Source organism: Arthrobacter sp. Y81 (assembly GCF_002929335.1).
Taxonomy (GTDB): Bacteria; Actinomycetota; Actinomycetes; order Actinomycetales; family Micrococcaceae; genus Arthrobacter.
In genome coordinates this window covers 239,279-253,655 of the sequence record NZ_PJIL01000006.1, presented here as the reverse complement: position 1 = coordinate 253,655, position 14,377 = coordinate 239,279, and the positions used below count along the sequence as shown (strand labels likewise).

Annotated in this window: 15 protein-coding genes and 2 pseudogenes; 14 read left to right on the top strand and 3 right to left on the bottom strand. The window is 65.5% G+C overall.

The window, feature by feature from the left end:
* Nucleotides 1-84: 84 nt before the first annotated feature.
* Entirely contained in the window at nucleotides 85-789 is a 705-nt protein-coding gene (locus tag CXQ91_RS10700) for a GntR family transcriptional regulator (RefSeq protein ID WP_258073935.1), read from the bottom strand.
* Between the two features lie 256 nt (nucleotides 790-1,045).
* Between CXQ91_RS10700 and CXQ91_RS10695 the strand changes: the two genes are divergently transcribed.
* The 7 genes from CXQ91_RS10695 (at nucleotide 1,046) to CXQ91_RS25630 (ending at nucleotide 6,101) form a co-directional block, all read left to right on the top strand.
* Entirely contained in the window at nucleotides 1,046-2,389 is a 1,344-nt protein-coding gene (locus tag CXQ91_RS10695) for an MFS transporter (protein ID WP_104173890.1), read from the top strand.
* Nucleotides 2,390-2,495: 106 nt separating this feature from the next.
* Nucleotides 2,496-2,816 (top strand): helix-turn-helix transcriptional regulator, encoded by a 321-nt coding sequence (locus tag CXQ91_RS10690; RefSeq protein ID WP_104173889.1) that lies wholly within the window; start codon nucleotides 2,496-2,498, stop codon nucleotides 2,814-2,816.
* Entirely contained in the window at nucleotides 2,816-3,793 is a 978-nt protein-coding gene (locus CXQ91_RS10685) for a TIGR03086 family metal-binding protein (protein ID WP_104173888.1), read from the top strand. The genes CXQ91_RS10690 and CXQ91_RS10685 overlap by 1 nt, the downstream gene beginning before the upstream one ends.
* 30 nt (nucleotides 3,794-3,823) lie before the next feature.
* Nucleotides 3,824-4,306, top strand: coding sequence for an SRPBCC family protein (locus tag CXQ91_RS10680; protein ID WP_104173923.1), 483 nt, complete (start codon nucleotides 3,824-3,826; stop codon nucleotides 4,304-4,306).
* Complete coding sequence (locus CXQ91_RS10675; protein WP_104173887.1) at nucleotides 4,303-4,632, top strand: YciI family protein; 330 nt, start codon at nucleotides 4,303-4,305, stop codon at nucleotides 4,630-4,632. The genes CXQ91_RS10680 and CXQ91_RS10675 overlap by 4 nt, the downstream gene beginning before the upstream one ends.
* 157 nt (nucleotides 4,633-4,789) lie before the next feature.
* Nucleotides 4,790-5,200 (top strand): hypothetical protein, encoded by a 411-nt coding sequence (locus CXQ91_RS25635; protein WP_308471400.1) that lies wholly within the window; start codon nucleotides 4,790-4,792, stop codon nucleotides 5,198-5,200.
* Between the two features lie 79 nt (nucleotides 5,201-5,279).
* A complete protein-coding gene (locus tag CXQ91_RS25630) occupies nucleotides 5,280-6,101 on the top strand; it encodes a hypothetical protein (protein ID WP_308471399.1) in 822 nt (273 codons plus the stop codon).
* Nucleotides 6,102-6,130: 29 nt separating this feature from the next.
* Here CXQ91_RS25630 and CXQ91_RS10665 read toward each other — a convergent pair whose 3' ends face one another.
* Nucleotides 6,131-7,093: a 1-phosphofructokinase family hexose kinase gene (locus CXQ91_RS10665; RefSeq protein ID WP_104173886.1), complete on the bottom strand. Its 963-nt coding sequence runs from the start codon at nucleotides 7,091-7,093 to the stop codon at nucleotides 6,131-6,133.
* A gap of 133 nt (nucleotides 7,094-7,226) precedes the next feature.
* Here CXQ91_RS10665 and CXQ91_RS10660 point away from each other — a divergent pair, with 133 nt between their 5' ends.
* Both CXQ91_RS10660 and CXQ91_RS10655 read left to right on the top strand, forming a co-directional pair.
* Complete coding sequence (locus tag CXQ91_RS10660; RefSeq protein WP_104173922.1) at nucleotides 7,227-7,865, top strand: DedA family protein; 639 nt, start codon at nucleotides 7,227-7,229, stop codon at nucleotides 7,863-7,865.
* 113 nt (nucleotides 7,866-7,978) lie between these two features.
* Nucleotides 7,979-9,686 (top strand): annotated as a pseudogene (locus CXQ91_RS10655) (DUF222 domain-containing protein).
* On the opposite strand, the pseudogene CXQ91_RS10650 reads toward CXQ91_RS10655, so the two are convergent.
* A pseudogene (locus CXQ91_RS10650) lies at nucleotides 9,673-10,023 on the bottom strand (ABC transporter substrate-binding protein); the annotation flags it as partial. The pseudogenes CXQ91_RS10655 and CXQ91_RS10650 overlap by 14 nt on opposite strands.
* A gap of 206 nt (nucleotides 10,024-10,229) precedes the next feature.
* Here CXQ91_RS10650 and CXQ91_RS10645 point away from each other — a divergent pair.
* The 5 genes from CXQ91_RS10645 (at nucleotide 10,230) to ureC (ending at nucleotide 14,373) form a co-directional block, all read left to right on the top strand.
* Nucleotides 10,230-11,267, top strand: a complete 1,038-nt coding sequence (locus CXQ91_RS10645) for a LacI family DNA-binding transcriptional regulator (RefSeq protein WP_104173884.1) — start codon at nucleotides 10,230-10,232, stop codon at nucleotides 11,265-11,267.
* A gap of 203 nt (nucleotides 11,268-11,470) precedes the next feature.
* Nucleotides 11,471-11,773 (top strand): DUF4193 domain-containing protein, encoded by a 303-nt coding sequence (locus tag CXQ91_RS10640; RefSeq protein WP_104173883.1) that lies wholly within the window; start codon nucleotides 11,471-11,473, stop codon nucleotides 11,771-11,773.
* Between the two features lie 197 nt (nucleotides 11,774-11,970).
* On the top strand, nucleotides 11,971-12,273 hold the full coding sequence (locus CXQ91_RS10635; protein ID WP_104173882.1) for an urease subunit gamma: 303 nt from the start codon (nucleotides 11,971-11,973) through the stop codon (nucleotides 12,271-12,273).
* A gap of 10 nt (nucleotides 12,274-12,283) precedes the next feature.
* Nucleotides 12,284-12,631, top strand: a complete 348-nt coding sequence (locus CXQ91_RS10630; RefSeq protein ID WP_104173881.1) for an urease subunit beta — start codon at nucleotides 12,284-12,286, stop codon at nucleotides 12,629-12,631.
* Entirely contained in the window at nucleotides 12,628-14,373 is a 1,746-nt protein-coding gene (gene ureC / locus CXQ91_RS10625; protein ID WP_104173880.1) for an urease subunit alpha, read from the top strand. The genes CXQ91_RS10630 and ureC overlap by 4 nt, the downstream gene beginning before the upstream one ends.
* Nucleotides 14,374-14,377: the final 4 nt, after the last annotated feature.

The window sequence follows — 14,377 nt, the reverse complement described above, 5'->3', positions numbered from 1 at the left end:
ATCAAGCGACGCCGGGGTTGTGGCCTTCCGACGCTACGCCCCGAAGGCAGAAAAAAGCCCCGGCCGTCGGGCCGGGGCTTGTGTTCATTCCATGATGTGCCGTCGGGGAGCGCCGCTGCCCTCCAGTGGAGCGAGGTCCGCGTGGCCTTCGAAGGCCTGTGCGAAGCGGGCAAAGGAGTTCCGGATATGCTCCGCCATGGCAGCTTCGGCCTGCTCGGGCTGGCAGGCTTTGATGGCCTCGCGGACGGCCGAATGCTCCGTAACTGTTATTGCGCCGTCTATGTCGGCCGGGTAGAGGCGGAATGTGTGCAGGTGGCAGTGCGTCTGCGCGAACGCGTGGCGGACCACGGTGTTGCCGGCCGCGGCTAGGATCGTGTCGTGGAACCGGGTGTCGTGGGCCACCAGATCCTGCCGCAGGTCGCCGTCGGACTTCATGGTGCGGCGGAACGCTGCAATTTCCTTTTCGAGGGCGGCGGACGGGTTGGCGAGGCGGTCAACGGCCGCAGAGCGTGCCGCCCAGGGTTCCACCAGCAGCCGGAATTCAAAGAGGGAGCGCAGTTCGGCCAGATCCAGCAGGGGCGTGGTGCTATAGCCCCGGCCGGGGTTGTAAACCACGAGGTTGTCGCCTTCCAGGCGCTGCAGCACCTCACGCACCGGCGTCTGTGAAACGCCGAGGCTCCGCGAAACTGCGTCGATGTTGATCCGGGTGCCGGGTGCTATTTCGCCTTCGAGGATGGAGGCGCGCATGGACGAATACACGTCACTGACCGCGGCTTTGCCTCGGGAGATATCGGAAGACTGACGTGGGGGCACGCGCTGACCTCTTAGTGCTGGTTGGATGCGCGGCTCGGGTTGGAGTCGCTGGGGGAATCATATTCCACCGGGCGTGCCGGAACCGCTGCGGATGTTTTTTCGGGGAAGGCTTGATCTCGATCACATTAGCTATATGATTAACCAGATTCCTATATGATTTGGCACCGATATCTTCGGTGTCTTCCCCGGTGCCAGAGGCGCCCGAAGCCATGTTTACGTCGAAGGAGACCACATGACTGCGCTCGGAAGTAAAGTTGCCAGTACGTCATCCCTCAAAAATCCCCGCACTATGACCCGGAAGCGCTGGGCCATTATCTGGCTCGCCTTTGTCGGGTTGAGCATCAACTACCTTGACCGCTCCAGCCTTAGCGTTGCCCTGCCCTTTATGGGCAAGGACTTCGAACTCTCTGCCACGCAGCAGGGCCTCATCTTCGCCGCATTCTTCTGGGCCTACGACTTCTGCCAGCTGGCGGCCGGCTGGTACGTGGACAAGGTCGGCCCGCGCAGGTCCTTCTCGCTGGCCGCGGTCTGGTGGTCTGTCTTCACCATGGTGACCGCAGCCGCGACAAACTTCTGGTCCCTGTTCGCGGCACGGTTCCTCCTGGGTGTCGGCGAAAGCCCCGCTCCCAGTACCGCGGCCAAGGTGGTGGCCACCTGGTTCCCGGTCCGGGAGCGGGCCTTCGCCACCAGCATCTGGGATTCGGGTTCCCGCGTGGGGGCCGTGATCGCGCTTCCCATCGTGACCCTGATCGTGGCGCTGACGTCATGGCACGCAGTGTTCATTATTATCGGCGTCGCCGGCCTCATCTGGGCCGCCGTCTGGTGGAAGGTATACCGCAGCCCCCAGGATCACCCCGGGGCGAACGCCGCTGAGGTGGCCTACATCGAGGAAGGCGGTGCCCGCGGAGAGGGCAGCGACGACGCAAATGCCGCGAAGCTGCCCTGGCGCTCACTCTTCAAGTACCGCACGATCCTCAGCATGATGTTCGGTTTCTTCTGCCTGAACAGCGCCATCTACTTCTTCATCACGTTCTTCCCGAGCTACCTCGTCAAAGAGCGCGGCTTTGACCTGCTCAAGCTGGGCTTTTTCGGTGCAATTCCAGGTATCTGTGCGGTGCTTTGCGGCTGGCTGGGCGGCTACCTGGCCGACCGTGCTGTTCGTCGCGGTGTCTCCGTGACCAAGGTGCGCAAAGCCACGATTGCCGGCGGCTTGATCGGCGGTTCCGTCATTATGTTTGCCGCCCTCGCGCCGGAGGCGTGGATGGCGCTGGCGCTCCTATCCGTCGCCTACTCAAGCCTCACCGTCGCCGCGACCGGCATCTGGTCGCTGCCCGCGGATGTTGCCCCGAGCTCCAAGCACGTGGGATCCATTGGCGGGCTGCAGAACTTCGCCTCCAACCTCGCAGGCATCTTCACCCCGATCCTGATCGGCGTGCTGGTGGACCAGACGGGATCCTTTGTGGCCCCGCTCGCGATCATCGGCGCCGTGTCGCTCCTGGGTGCCGCCAACTACCTGTTTGTCATGGGCGACATCGAACCCCTGAAAGTCAAGGAAGCAGCAGTACCGGCGGCGTAACCGCCTAAAGGGCGGCGGTGACCCCGGTCGGGTTGCCGCCGCCCTTTTTGCGTGCGCCTTGGGGGAACCCTTGCTTAATGCGTTAGTGACGACTAACGTATTTTCTGTGCCTGATCTTCTGGAAGTCGCGACGGAGCCCAACAGGCGGGCGCTGCTTCGGCTCCTGGCGGAAGGGGAGAAAACGGTCACCGAGCTGTCGGGCCACTTTCCGGTCAGCAGGTCGGCCGTTTCCCAGCATCTGCTGCTGCTCTCGGAAGTGGGGCTCGTGACCGCCCGGAAGGACGGGCGGAACAGGTACTACCGCCTGGACGGTGCCGGGATGGTCCGGCTGCGTGAACAATTCGAGGCCTTCTGGACAACCGAACTGGACCTGCTGGTGGCCGACGCCGGCCGGCTGGGCCCGCAATCATCGCAAGGGAATATCTGATGACATTCAACAAGACAGTATTTATCCCGGTTGACCCGGACGCCGCCTTCGCGCTCATCACGGAGCCGGAGCGCCTGCGGCGCTGGAAGGCCGTGGCGGCGCGGGTGGATCTTCGCGTAGGCGGGGACTACCGCTGGACCGTCACGCCGGGGCATTCGGCGATGGGAAGTTTCACCGAAATCGAGCCCGGCAAGCGGATCGTCTACACCTGGGGGTGGGAGGGCGACGCCGGGCTGCCGCCGGGAGCGTCGACGGTGACCGTGAACCTGGAAGCTGTCGAGGGCGGAACCACCGTCCAGCTGATTCATGAGGGGCTCACAGAGCAGCAGGAGGCCGGCCACGCCGAAGGCTGGAACCATTTCCTTGAGCGGCTCGTCCTGCTGGCCACCAATGGCGATGCCGGCCCCGATGAGTGGGCTGCGGCCCCGGACCCCATCGACGAACTCTCCAGCGCCGAAGCATCCCTGGCGGTTGCCCAGCGCGTCCTCCGGCGGCTCAAGGATTCGGATCTGGGTGTGGCAACACCGTGCGAAGACTTCACAGTTGATGCCCTTTTGGACCATCTCTTTGGCTCGATCGCATCGATCGGCAAGGCGCTCGGTGTGGCGGTTGCGGATCAGCCGTCCGCCACGCCGGAGGCCAGGATTGCCGACGCCGCGCAAACCACGCTGGAGGCGTTCCGCGCCCGCGGCACGGAGGGAACCTTGGACATGGGCTTTGCCGAACTGCCGGCAACCCTGGTTGCGAACATCCTGAACCTTGAACTGCTGGTCCACGCCTGGGACTTCGCCACGGCCACCGGGCAGGAGCTCAGCGTCTCGCCGGTCCTGTCCGACTATGTCCTGGGCCTCGCCCGGAACACCATCAGCCCCCAGATGCGCGGCAAGAGCTTTGCCGCCGAGACATTGGTTGACGAATCGGCGGCAAGCATGGAACGCCTGGTTGCCTTCACCGGCCGGCAGGTTGCCGGACTCTAGGCGGTTGAGACGGGAGGTGAGGTGGCAGGCATGGTTGATGTGGTGACGGAAATCGAGATCCGCCGGCCGCGCGCGGGGGTGGCGGCCTACGCGGCCAACCCGGAAAACGCTCCGGCCTGGTATTCGAACATCAAGGCCGTGAGGTGGGAAACGGCTCCGGCCATGGCATTGGGATCCAAGGTGGCGTTCAGGGCGCAGTTCCTCGGAAAGAGCCTGGAATACGTCTACGAATTCACCGAGCTGGACCCGGGCAGGAAGCTGGTCATGCGCACGGCCCAGGGGCCGTTCCCCATGCAGACGACCTACACCTGGACGGAGGCCGCTGGCGGTTCCACGCGCATGACGCTGCGTAACACCGGTATGCCGGCCGGGTTCCCGGCGGTCGTCAACCTCGTGATGGCACCTATGATGCGGCGCGCCATGCGCAAGGATCTCGTGAAGCTGAAGTCCCTTCTTGAAGGGGGCGGATCGCAAGCCACCCAGGAAAACACACAACGAAAGGACAAGTCATGAGCAAGTTCATTTACATCTACAAAGGACCGGCCACGCCGATGGACCAGTTCACGCCGGAGCAGTCCGCCGAACAGATGGCCGCCTGGGGAGCCTGGATGGAGAAGCTGGGCCCGGCACTGCTCGACGCCGGCGCACCGTTCGCCGCCGGCACCTCGGTAGTGGACGATGGAACCCTCGCTGAAGCCTCCGACCTGAACGGCTACTCAATCGTGGAGGCCGACACCCTCGACGGGGCGAAGGCGCTCGCGGACGGCCACCCGTTCCTGGCACAAGGCAGTGGCAAGTTCAGGCTTGAAATCTATGAGCTCGCCGACATGCAGATGTAGACGTTCCCCCGGCGGCAGAGCCGGCACATCATGAGCGAAGCAGATGGCAGTACCGCCGTCTGCTCCGTTCTGACCTGACGCTCCCAACTCCGGGGGGTTCCCTTCGGACGGAACCTTCTATAACGTTGTACAGATGTTGTTAGCGCAAACTCCTCCCATGGGCTGGAACAGCTGGGACTGTTTCGGCACCACTGTCACGGAGGACGAAGTCCTCGCCAACGCCGAGTTCATGGCCGCCCACCTGGCGCCGCACGGCTGGGACACCGTCGTCGTCGACATCCAGTGGTACGAACCCGCTGCCAAAGCGGGCGGCTATAACGACGGCGCCGCCCTGGTCCTGGACGGCTTCGGTCGCCAGCTACCGGCACTGAGCCGCTTCCCTTCTGCTGCGGACGGCAAGGGCTTTGGCCCGCTGGCGGCGAAGATCCACGCCCTGGGGCTGAAGTTCGGGCTCCACATCATGCGCGGAATACCGCGGCAGGCGGTCCGCGACCGGATGCCGGTGGCCGGCACGGCGTTCACGGCGGACCAGGTGGCGGACACCCTCCGTCTGCGACTGGAATACTGACAACTTCGGGCTGGAACACGTCCACCCCGGGGCGCAGGCCTACTACGATTCGCAGCTGGCCCTGTTCGCGGAGTGGGGCGTGGACTTCGTCAAGGCGGACGACATGCTGGGCCCGTACTTCACTTCGGAGATTGCCGCCTATCAGGACGCCATCAGCAAATCCGGGCGGGACATGGTCCTCAGCCTCTCGCCGGGACGGGTGTTGTCCCTCGCGCACCTCGAGCACCTCCGTTCCAACGCCCAGATGTGGCGCGTCTCGGACGACCTCTGGGACAACTGGGACGACGTCGAGGCGCAGTTCTCGCGTATGGCGCGCTGGGCGCCGCACCAGCAGCCGGGAGCCTGGGCTGATGCGGACATGCTGCCGGTGGGCAGGATCGCCCACCGGGCGGAGCGCGGCCCCGAACGCCTCACCCGGCTTACCCCCGACGAGCAGCGCACCATGATGACGCTATGGTGCATGGCCCGCTCGCCGCTCATGCTGGGCTGCGACCTGCCCTCCTCGCCGCCCGAGACCCTGGCGCTCCTCACCAACACCGACCTGCTCGAGGTCCTCAAGGCAAGCCGAAAAAACCGCGAGCTCCTCCGCGACGGGGAGCTGGTGGCCTGGACGGCCGAGAGCACCACGACGGCGGACCGTTTCGCCGCGCTGTTCAACACCGGGGAGGAGCCCTTGGAGGCAGCGCTTCCCCTGGGGGATCTTGGCCTCGGGGAGAAAGCTTCGTGGGACTCCTGGTCCGCGGTTGAAGCGTGGTCCGGGGAGGACGTCCGGCCCGAAGCGGCGGCTCCCGGCTCCGATTTGCCCGGCTCCGATTCGCCTGGCTGTGATTTGCCTGGCGGCGGTCTGCACTGCACGATTCCCCCGCGCGGTGTCCTGTTCTTCCGGTTCTCGCCCAGGTAGGGAGCAGTCGCGGAATCCGCCGCGGCCGGTCAAGACGCTGCGTCGGCGAGCTCAGACTCCAGACGTTCCACGTCGGCCCGGTGGCAGAGTTCGGTGGCAGGCGTCATGACGGTGGCACTGCCGGCGGCCACGGCGGCCCGGAACGCCGCTTCAAGGGGGCGGCCCTGCGCGAGCCTGAGGACAAAAGCGCCGAGGAAACTGTCGCCGGCCCCAACTGTGCTGACCACTGGCACGTTGGGCACCATTAGCCGGATGAGGCCGGACTTCGAGGCGAGCAAGGCTCCGGCTTCACCGAGTGTGAGGGCGACGTGTTCCGCGGCCCCGTCAGCCACGAGGGCGGATGCCGCGTCGACCTGGCACTGGTGGCCCTCGAGGGCCGCGCCGAAATGCTCGCCCAGCTCGCGGAGGCTCGGTTTGATCAGGAACACGCCCTCGGCAAGCGCCTCGGTGAGGGCCGGCCCGGAGGCGTCAACGACGCAGTGCGCACCCGACTGACGCGCCAGGCGGGCGATCCTCGCATAGAAATCCTCCGGGACTCCCGGGGGAAGACTGCCGCTGGCCACCACGTATCCGCCCGCCCGCATGGACGCGGCAACAAGGTCCAGGCAGGCGCGCCACTCCGATTCCCTGAGCTCGGGCCCCTGGAGGACGAACCGGAACTGCTTACCCGTAGACGTCTCATCAACGGTGAAATCCTGGCGTGTGCTGCCCTGGATCGGTATCGCCAGGGTTGGGAGGCGCTCCGCTTCAATGAGCCGGCGGTAGGCCTCCCCGGTGGGGCCGCCTGCGGTGTACACCGCCAGGGTGTGTCCGCCGAGGCGCTGGATTACCCTCGCCACGTTGACGCCTCCACCGCCCGGGTCGAGGCGGCTCGCGCCGCACCTCAGTTTACTGCCGCTGCTGACCCGTTCAGTTGAGGTGCTGACATCCAACGCCGGATTCACTGTGAGGGTAAGAATCGGCATAGTGCCCGGCTGCTGTGAGGGTTCCATGGCCCCAGCATAGGAGACGTGCCCGCATCCGGATCGGTGGGTACCGGACAGAAGACAGGCAGAGCGAGGACCGGCGCAGCCAGATCCAGCCTGGGTGCTGACGCCCCCTGCCTGAACTGCCACACTGGTGCTGATGCAGGCATTCTTCGATGGACTCCTCAACGCCAGCCCGCTGCTGGTGGCCTGTGTTGTGTTCGCACTCGTTTTCGCCGAGGACGCCCTCTTCATCGGCTTCGTCATCCCCGGCGAAACCGCGGCCGTGGTGGGCGGTGTGATCGCGGCCAAGGGCAGCATCCCGCTCGCGGCGATGATTGCGGTGGTGGTCTCTGCCGCGATCCTGGGCGACACCGTGGGCTACGAAATCGGCAAGCACCTGGGACCGCGGCTGATCTCGCGGAAGATCTTCGACCGGAAACGCCCCCAGCTGGACAAAGCCCGGGACTTCCTCAAAAGACGTGGCGGACCGGCCATCTTCCTGGGCCGGTTCACCGCCTTCTTCCGCGCCGTGATGCCCGCGTTGGCCGGCCTCAGCGGCATGCCCTACCGGCGCTTCGCACTCTGGAACATCACCGGCGGCGTGCTGTGGGGGAGCCTGTTCGTGACGCTCGGCTTCCTCGCCGGAGACCTGTACGACGAGGTGGCCCGCACGGCCGGCGGCGCCGCCGCCGTCGTTGTGGCCGCCGTGGCCGTGGCCCTGCTGGTCATCTGGCAAATCCGCCGGCACCGCGCAGCAGCCGGTCGCCAGCCAGTGCGCAACGACCACACACGCTAGTGAATGCGGAGTGGGGTGGAGCTTCCGCCTGTTCCAAAGATGGTCACGGTCAACGGTTTGCAGTGCCGATGTAGCAGGCCTATTTTGTCGGTGCCCAGTGGCAGAGTTATGCCATGGAGGCCATGGGGGAAGATCCAGCACGAGGCGCATTGCCGTGGGCAGTGTTGCCTGCTGTGCTTCCCGACGCGCGCTTCCGAGGCCTCCGCAGAGTCACGTCCGGGACGGCGCAGGCAGCTGGATTGGCGGCTGCTTTAACGTCCGACGGCGGCGGATCCGGTGAGCTGACCCGGAGCCTTGAGCTGTTGAAGAGTGTGTGTTCGATGGCGGTCGCTGACGCCGAGCTGCGTGATTTTCGTGAGGCAGCTGATTTCGCCGCCGACGTTGAGGAGGTTTCCCGGGCCGTCGAGTATCTGCAGGTGGTCGCGGCCGGGTCCGTGGCCCGGACCCGGCGCGAGGCAACAGCAGCGGCACGCTCAGGGTCGGGCGCGGCGGTTGGTTGGACCACGGGGTGGGGGGAGACTGCAGTGCACGAGCCGGCGGGCTGGGTTTTGGGTAAATCCGGCCAGGCCGAAACCGGCCCCGAGGCTGCTGGTGGACGGCCATCCGCAGCAGCCCCGGATCCGGCTGGCGACGGATGCCGGAACGCTGCCGAGTTCCTCCGCACGCGGCTCCGGATCAGTGCGGCCGAGGCTCGCCGTAGGATCGCCCTCGCGGCCGATCTCCTGCCCCGGACCGGGTTTGCCGGCCATACGGAGCCTGCGGAGCGGCCCGAACTCGCCGCCGCTGTTGCCGCCGGGACTATCGCCTCCCGCCCCGCGACCATCATCACTCTGGCCCTGGACCGCGTCCGGCACCACGCCACCGAGGACACCACAGCCCGGATGGAACACGCCCTGACCCGCACCGCGGCCGAGTACGACACCGACTTCCTCACCCGGATGGCCCGCCGCTGGACCGATGCGATCGACCAGGACGGTTCGGAGCCCTTCCGAGGAAGAACTCCGCCGCCGCCAGGGCGTCTTCCTCCGCCCGGCCCGCCGCGGACTCCACCACCTAGAAATCTTCGCCACCCCGGACCAGTACGAACCCCTCCTGACCGTGATGAACACCGCCACCAACCCCCGCACCCGGGTAGGTACTACCGGGGGTAGTGACGCCGACCTGGACCAGCGGACCCGGCCGCAACGGCTCCTCGACGGCCTGGTCGGTGCCTGCAAAGCAGGCCTGACAACGAACGGCCTTCCCACTGCCGGCGGGCTCCGGCCGCAGGTCATGGTCACCATCGACTACCAGGACCTCCTGGACCGCCTCGAACACACCACCGCCCAAGGACCCCGCTACCGCTCCACGGCCACCGGCACCGGCAGCGAATCCCCGGCCGGCATCCCCGGCATCCCCGGCACCGGGTCGTTCACCTTCACCGGCCCGGTCGCGGCGTCCATGGTCCGGAAGATCGCCTGCGACGCCGACATCATCCCCGTCCTGCTCGGCAGCCAGGGCCGCATCCTGGATATCGGCCGCACCACCAGGATTTTCCCGCCCCACATCCGCAAGGCCATCACCGCCCGCGACCAGGGCTGCGCCTTCCCGGGCTGCACCATCCCAGCGCCCTGGTGCGAAGCCCACCACATCAGTTACTGGTCGCACGGCGGGAGCACGAGCACTGACAACGGCACCCTGCTGTGCTCCCATAACCACCACCTCATCCACAAGGAGCAGTGGACCATCCAGGTCAAAACCGGCGTCCCCTGGTTCATCCCGCCACCCCACATCGACCCACACCAAAAACCACAATGGAACAACTACTTCAGGCTCGAATGACACAGCTCTCGAATGACGTAGTTTGGGAACGGCATGCCTTCACGGCGCCACGTTGCAGATCGGCATGCAGATCGGACAAGGCAACATCAACCCGGAGGGCTGGATAAGGCTGCCCATCCACGGCAATGAGATCGTCCCAGGTCTTGGGCGGCTGGGCATTGGCCTTCGCGAAGAGCTCCTTGTTGTAGTAGAAGACGATCGGGGCCACGGTCTGCGTGGGGACGGCATAGATCTTGCCGTCAACGGTGGCGGCCGCAAAGGAGGACGGGAACAGCTTGGCCTTGACGTCCGGATTCGCGTCGACCCAGCCGGTGAGGTCCTCCACTTGTCCGGCCTGGTTCCATGCTGATCGCCATTGAAGAGAGCCGCGGCGTTGCGGCGCTGGATAGGCTGTCTAAAAACATTTCGCAATCAATTCGTTGGCTGAGATCGAAGTTAGCGCCGATTACGGCGCGGCCCCAAGGGTGTTCACACGAATCTTGACGGCGGCATCCCGACTGGTGCAGACTTCAGCTACCGAAATTTTTCGAGAAAGTTGCTGGAATGCCTGCAAAGACACCGAAGGCCAAGCTGAACCTGGCCGACGTCGCGGCGCTTGCCGGAGTGTCCACTCCCACCGTTTCCAAGGTCATCAACGGCCGCGACGACGTGGCCGAGGCCACCCGCGCCCGCGTCCAGAAGGCCCTGGCGAAGCTGGGTTACGAATCGCCGATGCAGCGCAGGGTCAGGTCCACCGGGCCGGCACTCGTGGACCTGGTCTTTGACGGCCTGGACAGTTCGTACTCCCTGGAAGTGATGTCAGGGATTGTCGGCTGCGCCGCCGAGGAGGGCGTGGAGGTGGTCCTGAGCAGCGTGACCCCGGACAAGCTGCAGAACACGGACCAGCAGCAATGGTCCCAGCGGCTTTTCGATGCAGGCCGTAAGGGACTCATCCTGGTGACATCCGAAGTCACGCCCGGCCAGCTGGAATCCTTCCGGCGCCGGAACATCCCCGTGGTGGTCATCGACCCGCTCAACCCGCCCCGTTCCGGGTTTGTCAGCGTCGGCGCCACCAACTGGGCCGGTGGCAAGGCAGCCGCCGAGCACCTGATCTCCTTGGGGCACCGGAAGATTGCGTTCCTGGGTGGCCCTGAGGCCGCCGAATGCAGCGTGGCCCGGCTCCATGGATACCTGGCGGCCCTGCGTGCCGCCAGCATCCCGGCGAATCCGGACTACATCGTGACCGGCCAGTTCCAGCGCTACTTTGGCGTCGCCGGTGCCCGCCAGTTGTTCGCCCTCGCAGACCGGCCCACCGCAATTTTCGCCGGCAACGATGCAATAGCGCTCGGCGTCCTGGACGAGGCCCGCCTGCAGGGCATCCGTGTGCCTGAAGAGCTGAGCCTGGTGGGCTTCGACGGGACGGACATCACCGAACAGTCTGTTCCCCGCCTGACGTCCGTGGCGCAGCCCCTTCAGGAAATGGGGCGGACTGCCCTCCGGTCCATCCTGCGGCTGGCCAACGGGGAAACCCTGGAATCAACACACGTTGAACTGGCAACCGAACTGGTGGTCAGGGACTCGACGGCGGCGCCCGCCGCCTGACCTCCCGCTACCTGAACTTCCGCGTCCGTACATCCAGCGTCTGTACTTAAGGCGCCTGTACTTAACCTGCAGGAAAGCACTCTAAACTTGACGGGTCCCCCGCGTATCTCCGACGCAGTCTGTCTTACTGGCAGGGAATAAGGGCGCGATGGTGTATGTTGCATTGCCGTCAGACAAGAACATTAGAAAAGAGAACCCCCTAAGTGGCAACCGATTACGACGAAGTACGATCCGACGTCAAGGAATCCCAGGACAACTCCCTGGAAGCGCTCCAGTCCGCGAACGCCCCTGATGCACGAAGCGTTGTCCGAGAGCTGGATGAGGCCGACGCACTCGACGATGGCATGGTCCCCGGCGGCGAATTCGTCGCCGAGGAACTGGTAGTCCAGGTCATCCCGCAGGCGCAGGACGAATTCACCTGCTACTCCTGTTTCCTGGTCCGGCACCGGTCCCAGATCGCCCGCGAAAAGAACGGCCACGCCTATTGCGTTGATTGCGAAGGCTAAGCACCGCCACACAGTCTCCCCCATCCCTGAAGCCGGGAGACGGACCCAGGAAATCTCACGGAAACCTGACCGGCCTACTGTGGTCACGAACCATAGTCGTAGGTGCTCTGCCAGGAGTGCACCGGCAGGTCTGGCTAAGCCCGATCCTTCGGGTCTATAAACATAGGACCGAGCCGGGCCGTTGAAGGGATTTTCTGATGCATCTGATGCCCCGTGAGCAGGAAAAGCTCATGATCGTGGTCGCCGCGGACCTTGCCCGGCGCCGCCAGGCCCGCGGGCTAAAGCTGAACTTCCCTGAATCCGTGGCGATCATCAGCTACGAACTGATCGAGGGCGCCCGGGACGGCCGCACTGTCGCTGAACTCATGAGCTATGGCACCACCGTGCTAAGCCGCGACGACGTGATGGAAGGCGTGCCCGAAATGATCCACGACGTCCAGATCGAGGCCACGTTCCCGGACGGAACCAAGCTTGTCACCGTCCACGATCCGATCCGATAGGGGCAGGGCCATGATTCCGGGTGAGTACGTTCTGGGCTCAGCGCCTGTGGTGATTAATGCCGGACGCGAGGCAATCGACGTCGTGGTTGTTAACACGGGCGACCGGCCCGTGCAGGTGGGCTCGCACTACCACTTTGCCGAAGTGAACGCCGCCCTTGAATTTGACCGCAAGGCTGCCTACGGCCGCCGGCTGGACATTCCGGCCGGCACCGCGGCCCGGTTCGAACCGGGGGACCGCAGGACCGTCCGGCTGATCGAACTGGCAGGCAGCCGCGAGGTTCACGGCCTCAGCAATGCGGTCAACGGGCCGCTCGACGCCGGCAATCCCCGGCAAGAAGCGAAGGGGGAGGCCAAATGAGTTTCGAGCTGACACGCAGGCAGTATGCGGACCTGTACGGCCCGACGACGGGTGACGCCATCCGCCTCGCGGACACCGAACTGTTCCTCGAGATCGAAAAGGACCTCACCGTGTACGGCGAGGAAGTGGTGTTCGGCGGCGGCAAGGTGATCCGCGACGGCATGGGCCAGAACGGCCAGGTCCTGCGGGATGAGGACGTTCCGGACACCGTGATCACTAACGCCGTCATCCTGGACTACACCGGCATCTATAAGGCCGACGTCGCGCTCAGGGACGGCCACATCTTCAAGATCGGCAAGGCGGGCAACCCGCAGATCACCGACGGCGTGGACATCGTCATCGGCGCCAGCACCGAAATCATCGCCGGAGAGCGGAAGATCCTCACGGCCGGCGGCGTGGACACGCACATCCATTTCATCTCCCCGGACCAGGTGCCCACCGCCCTCGCCAGCGGCGTGACCACCATGGTGGGCGGCGGAACCGGGCCGGCCGAAGGCACCAAGGCCACCACCGTCACGCCCGGAAAATGGCACATCCAGCGGATGCTCCAGGCCACCGAAGGGATGCCGATCAATATCGGCCTGTTCGGCAAGGGACACGCCTCCGCCGTCGAGCCGCTGGCCGAGCAGATCCGGGCCGGTGCCATCGGGCTCAAGGTCCATGAGGACTGGGGATCCACCACCTCCTCGATCGACAACTCGCTGAAGGTGGCGGACGAATACGACGTCCAGGTGGCCATCCATACGGACACCCTCAACGAGTGCGGCTTCGTGGAGGACACCATCCGGGCCATCGGCGGCCGGGTCATCCACACCTTCCACACGGAAGGCGCCGGCGGCGGCCACGCCCCGGACATCATCAAGATCGCCGGGCTCCCCAACGTCCTGCCCGCCTCCACCAACCCCACGCTCCCGTACACGCGCAACACCATCGAAGAGCACCTGGACATGCTGATGGTGTGCCACCACCTCAATCCGGGCATCCCGGAAGACGTGGCGTTCGCCGACTCCCGCATCCGCGCCGAGACCATCGCCGCGGAGGACGTCCTGCAGGACCTGGGCATCTTCGCGATCACCTCCTCCGACTCGCAGGCCATGGGCCGCGTGGGCGAGGTGATCACCCGCACCTGGCAGGTGGCGGACAAGATGAAGAAGCAGCGGGGCGTCCTCAAGGACCCTGCCGGTGGGGCGCACGGTTCGGCTGCCGGTTTGGGAGCGGAGAGCGACAACTTCCGGCTCAAGCGCTACGTGGCGAAGTACACCATCAACGCCGCCATCGCCCAGGGCATGGCCGACTCCATCGGCTCCGTCGAGGAAGGCAAGTTCGCGGACCTGGTGCTCTGGGACCCGGCGTTCTTCGGGGTCAAGCCCGAGCTGGTCCTCAAGGGCGGGCAGATCGCGTACGCGTTGATGGGCGACGCCAACGCCTCCATCCCCACCCCGCAGCCGCGCACCATGCGCCCGATGTTCGCCGCGTTCGGCAAGGCCGTGCAGCAGTCCTCCATTACCTTCCTGTCCCAGGCCGCCATCGACGCGGGGGTGCCCGAAGAGCTGGGCCTGCAGAAGGTCATCAGGCCCGTGTCCGGGATCCGTTCGCTGACCAAGGCCGACCTCAAGTACAACGACGCCACCCCGGACATCCAGGTGGACCCGGAGACCTACAAGGTGACCGTGGACGGCGAGGACGTCACCTGCGAACCGGCGGACGTGCTGCCCATGGCCCAGCGCTACTTCCTCTTCTAAGTTC

Coding starts and splice junctions, on each gene's coding strand:
- CXQ91_RS10675 (WP_104173887.1), top strand. CDS start 4,303: ATGAGCAAGTTCATTTACATCTACAAAGGACCGGCCACGCCGATGGAC.
- CXQ91_RS10660 (WP_104173922.1), top strand. CDS start 7,227: ATGCAGGCATTCTTCGATGGACTCCTCAACGCCAGCCCGCTGCTGGTG.
- CXQ91_RS10665 (WP_104173886.1), bottom strand. CDS start 7,093: ATGGAACCCTCACAGCAGCCGGGCACTATGCCGATTCTTACCCTCACA.
- CXQ91_RS10630 (WP_104173881.1), top strand. CDS start 12,284: ATGATTCCGGGTGAGTACGTTCTGGGCTCAGCGCCTGTGGTGATTAAT.
- CXQ91_RS10680 (WP_104173923.1), top strand. CDS start 3,824: ATGGTTGATGTGGTGACGGAAATCGAGATCCGCCGGCCGCGCGCGGGG.
- CXQ91_RS10635 (WP_104173882.1), top strand. CDS start 11,971: ATGCATCTGATGCCCCGTGAGCAGGAAAAGCTCATGATCGTGGTCGCC.
- CXQ91_RS10645 (WP_104173884.1), top strand. CDS start 10,230: ATGCCTGCAAAGACACCGAAGGCCAAGCTGAACCTGGCCGACGTCGCG.
- CXQ91_RS25635 (WP_308471400.1), top strand. CDS start 4,790: ATGGGCTGGAACAGCTGGGACTGTTTCGGCACCACTGTCACGGAGGAC.
- CXQ91_RS10685 (WP_104173888.1), top strand. CDS start 2,816: ATGACATTCAACAAGACAGTATTTATCCCGGTTGACCCGGACGCCGCC.
- CXQ91_RS10695 (WP_104173890.1), top strand. CDS start 1,046: ATGACTGCGCTCGGAAGTAAAGTTGCCAGTACGTCATCCCTCAAAAAT.
- ureC (WP_104173880.1), top strand. CDS start 12,628: ATGAGTTTCGAGCTGACACGCAGGCAGTATGCGGACCTGTACGGCCCG.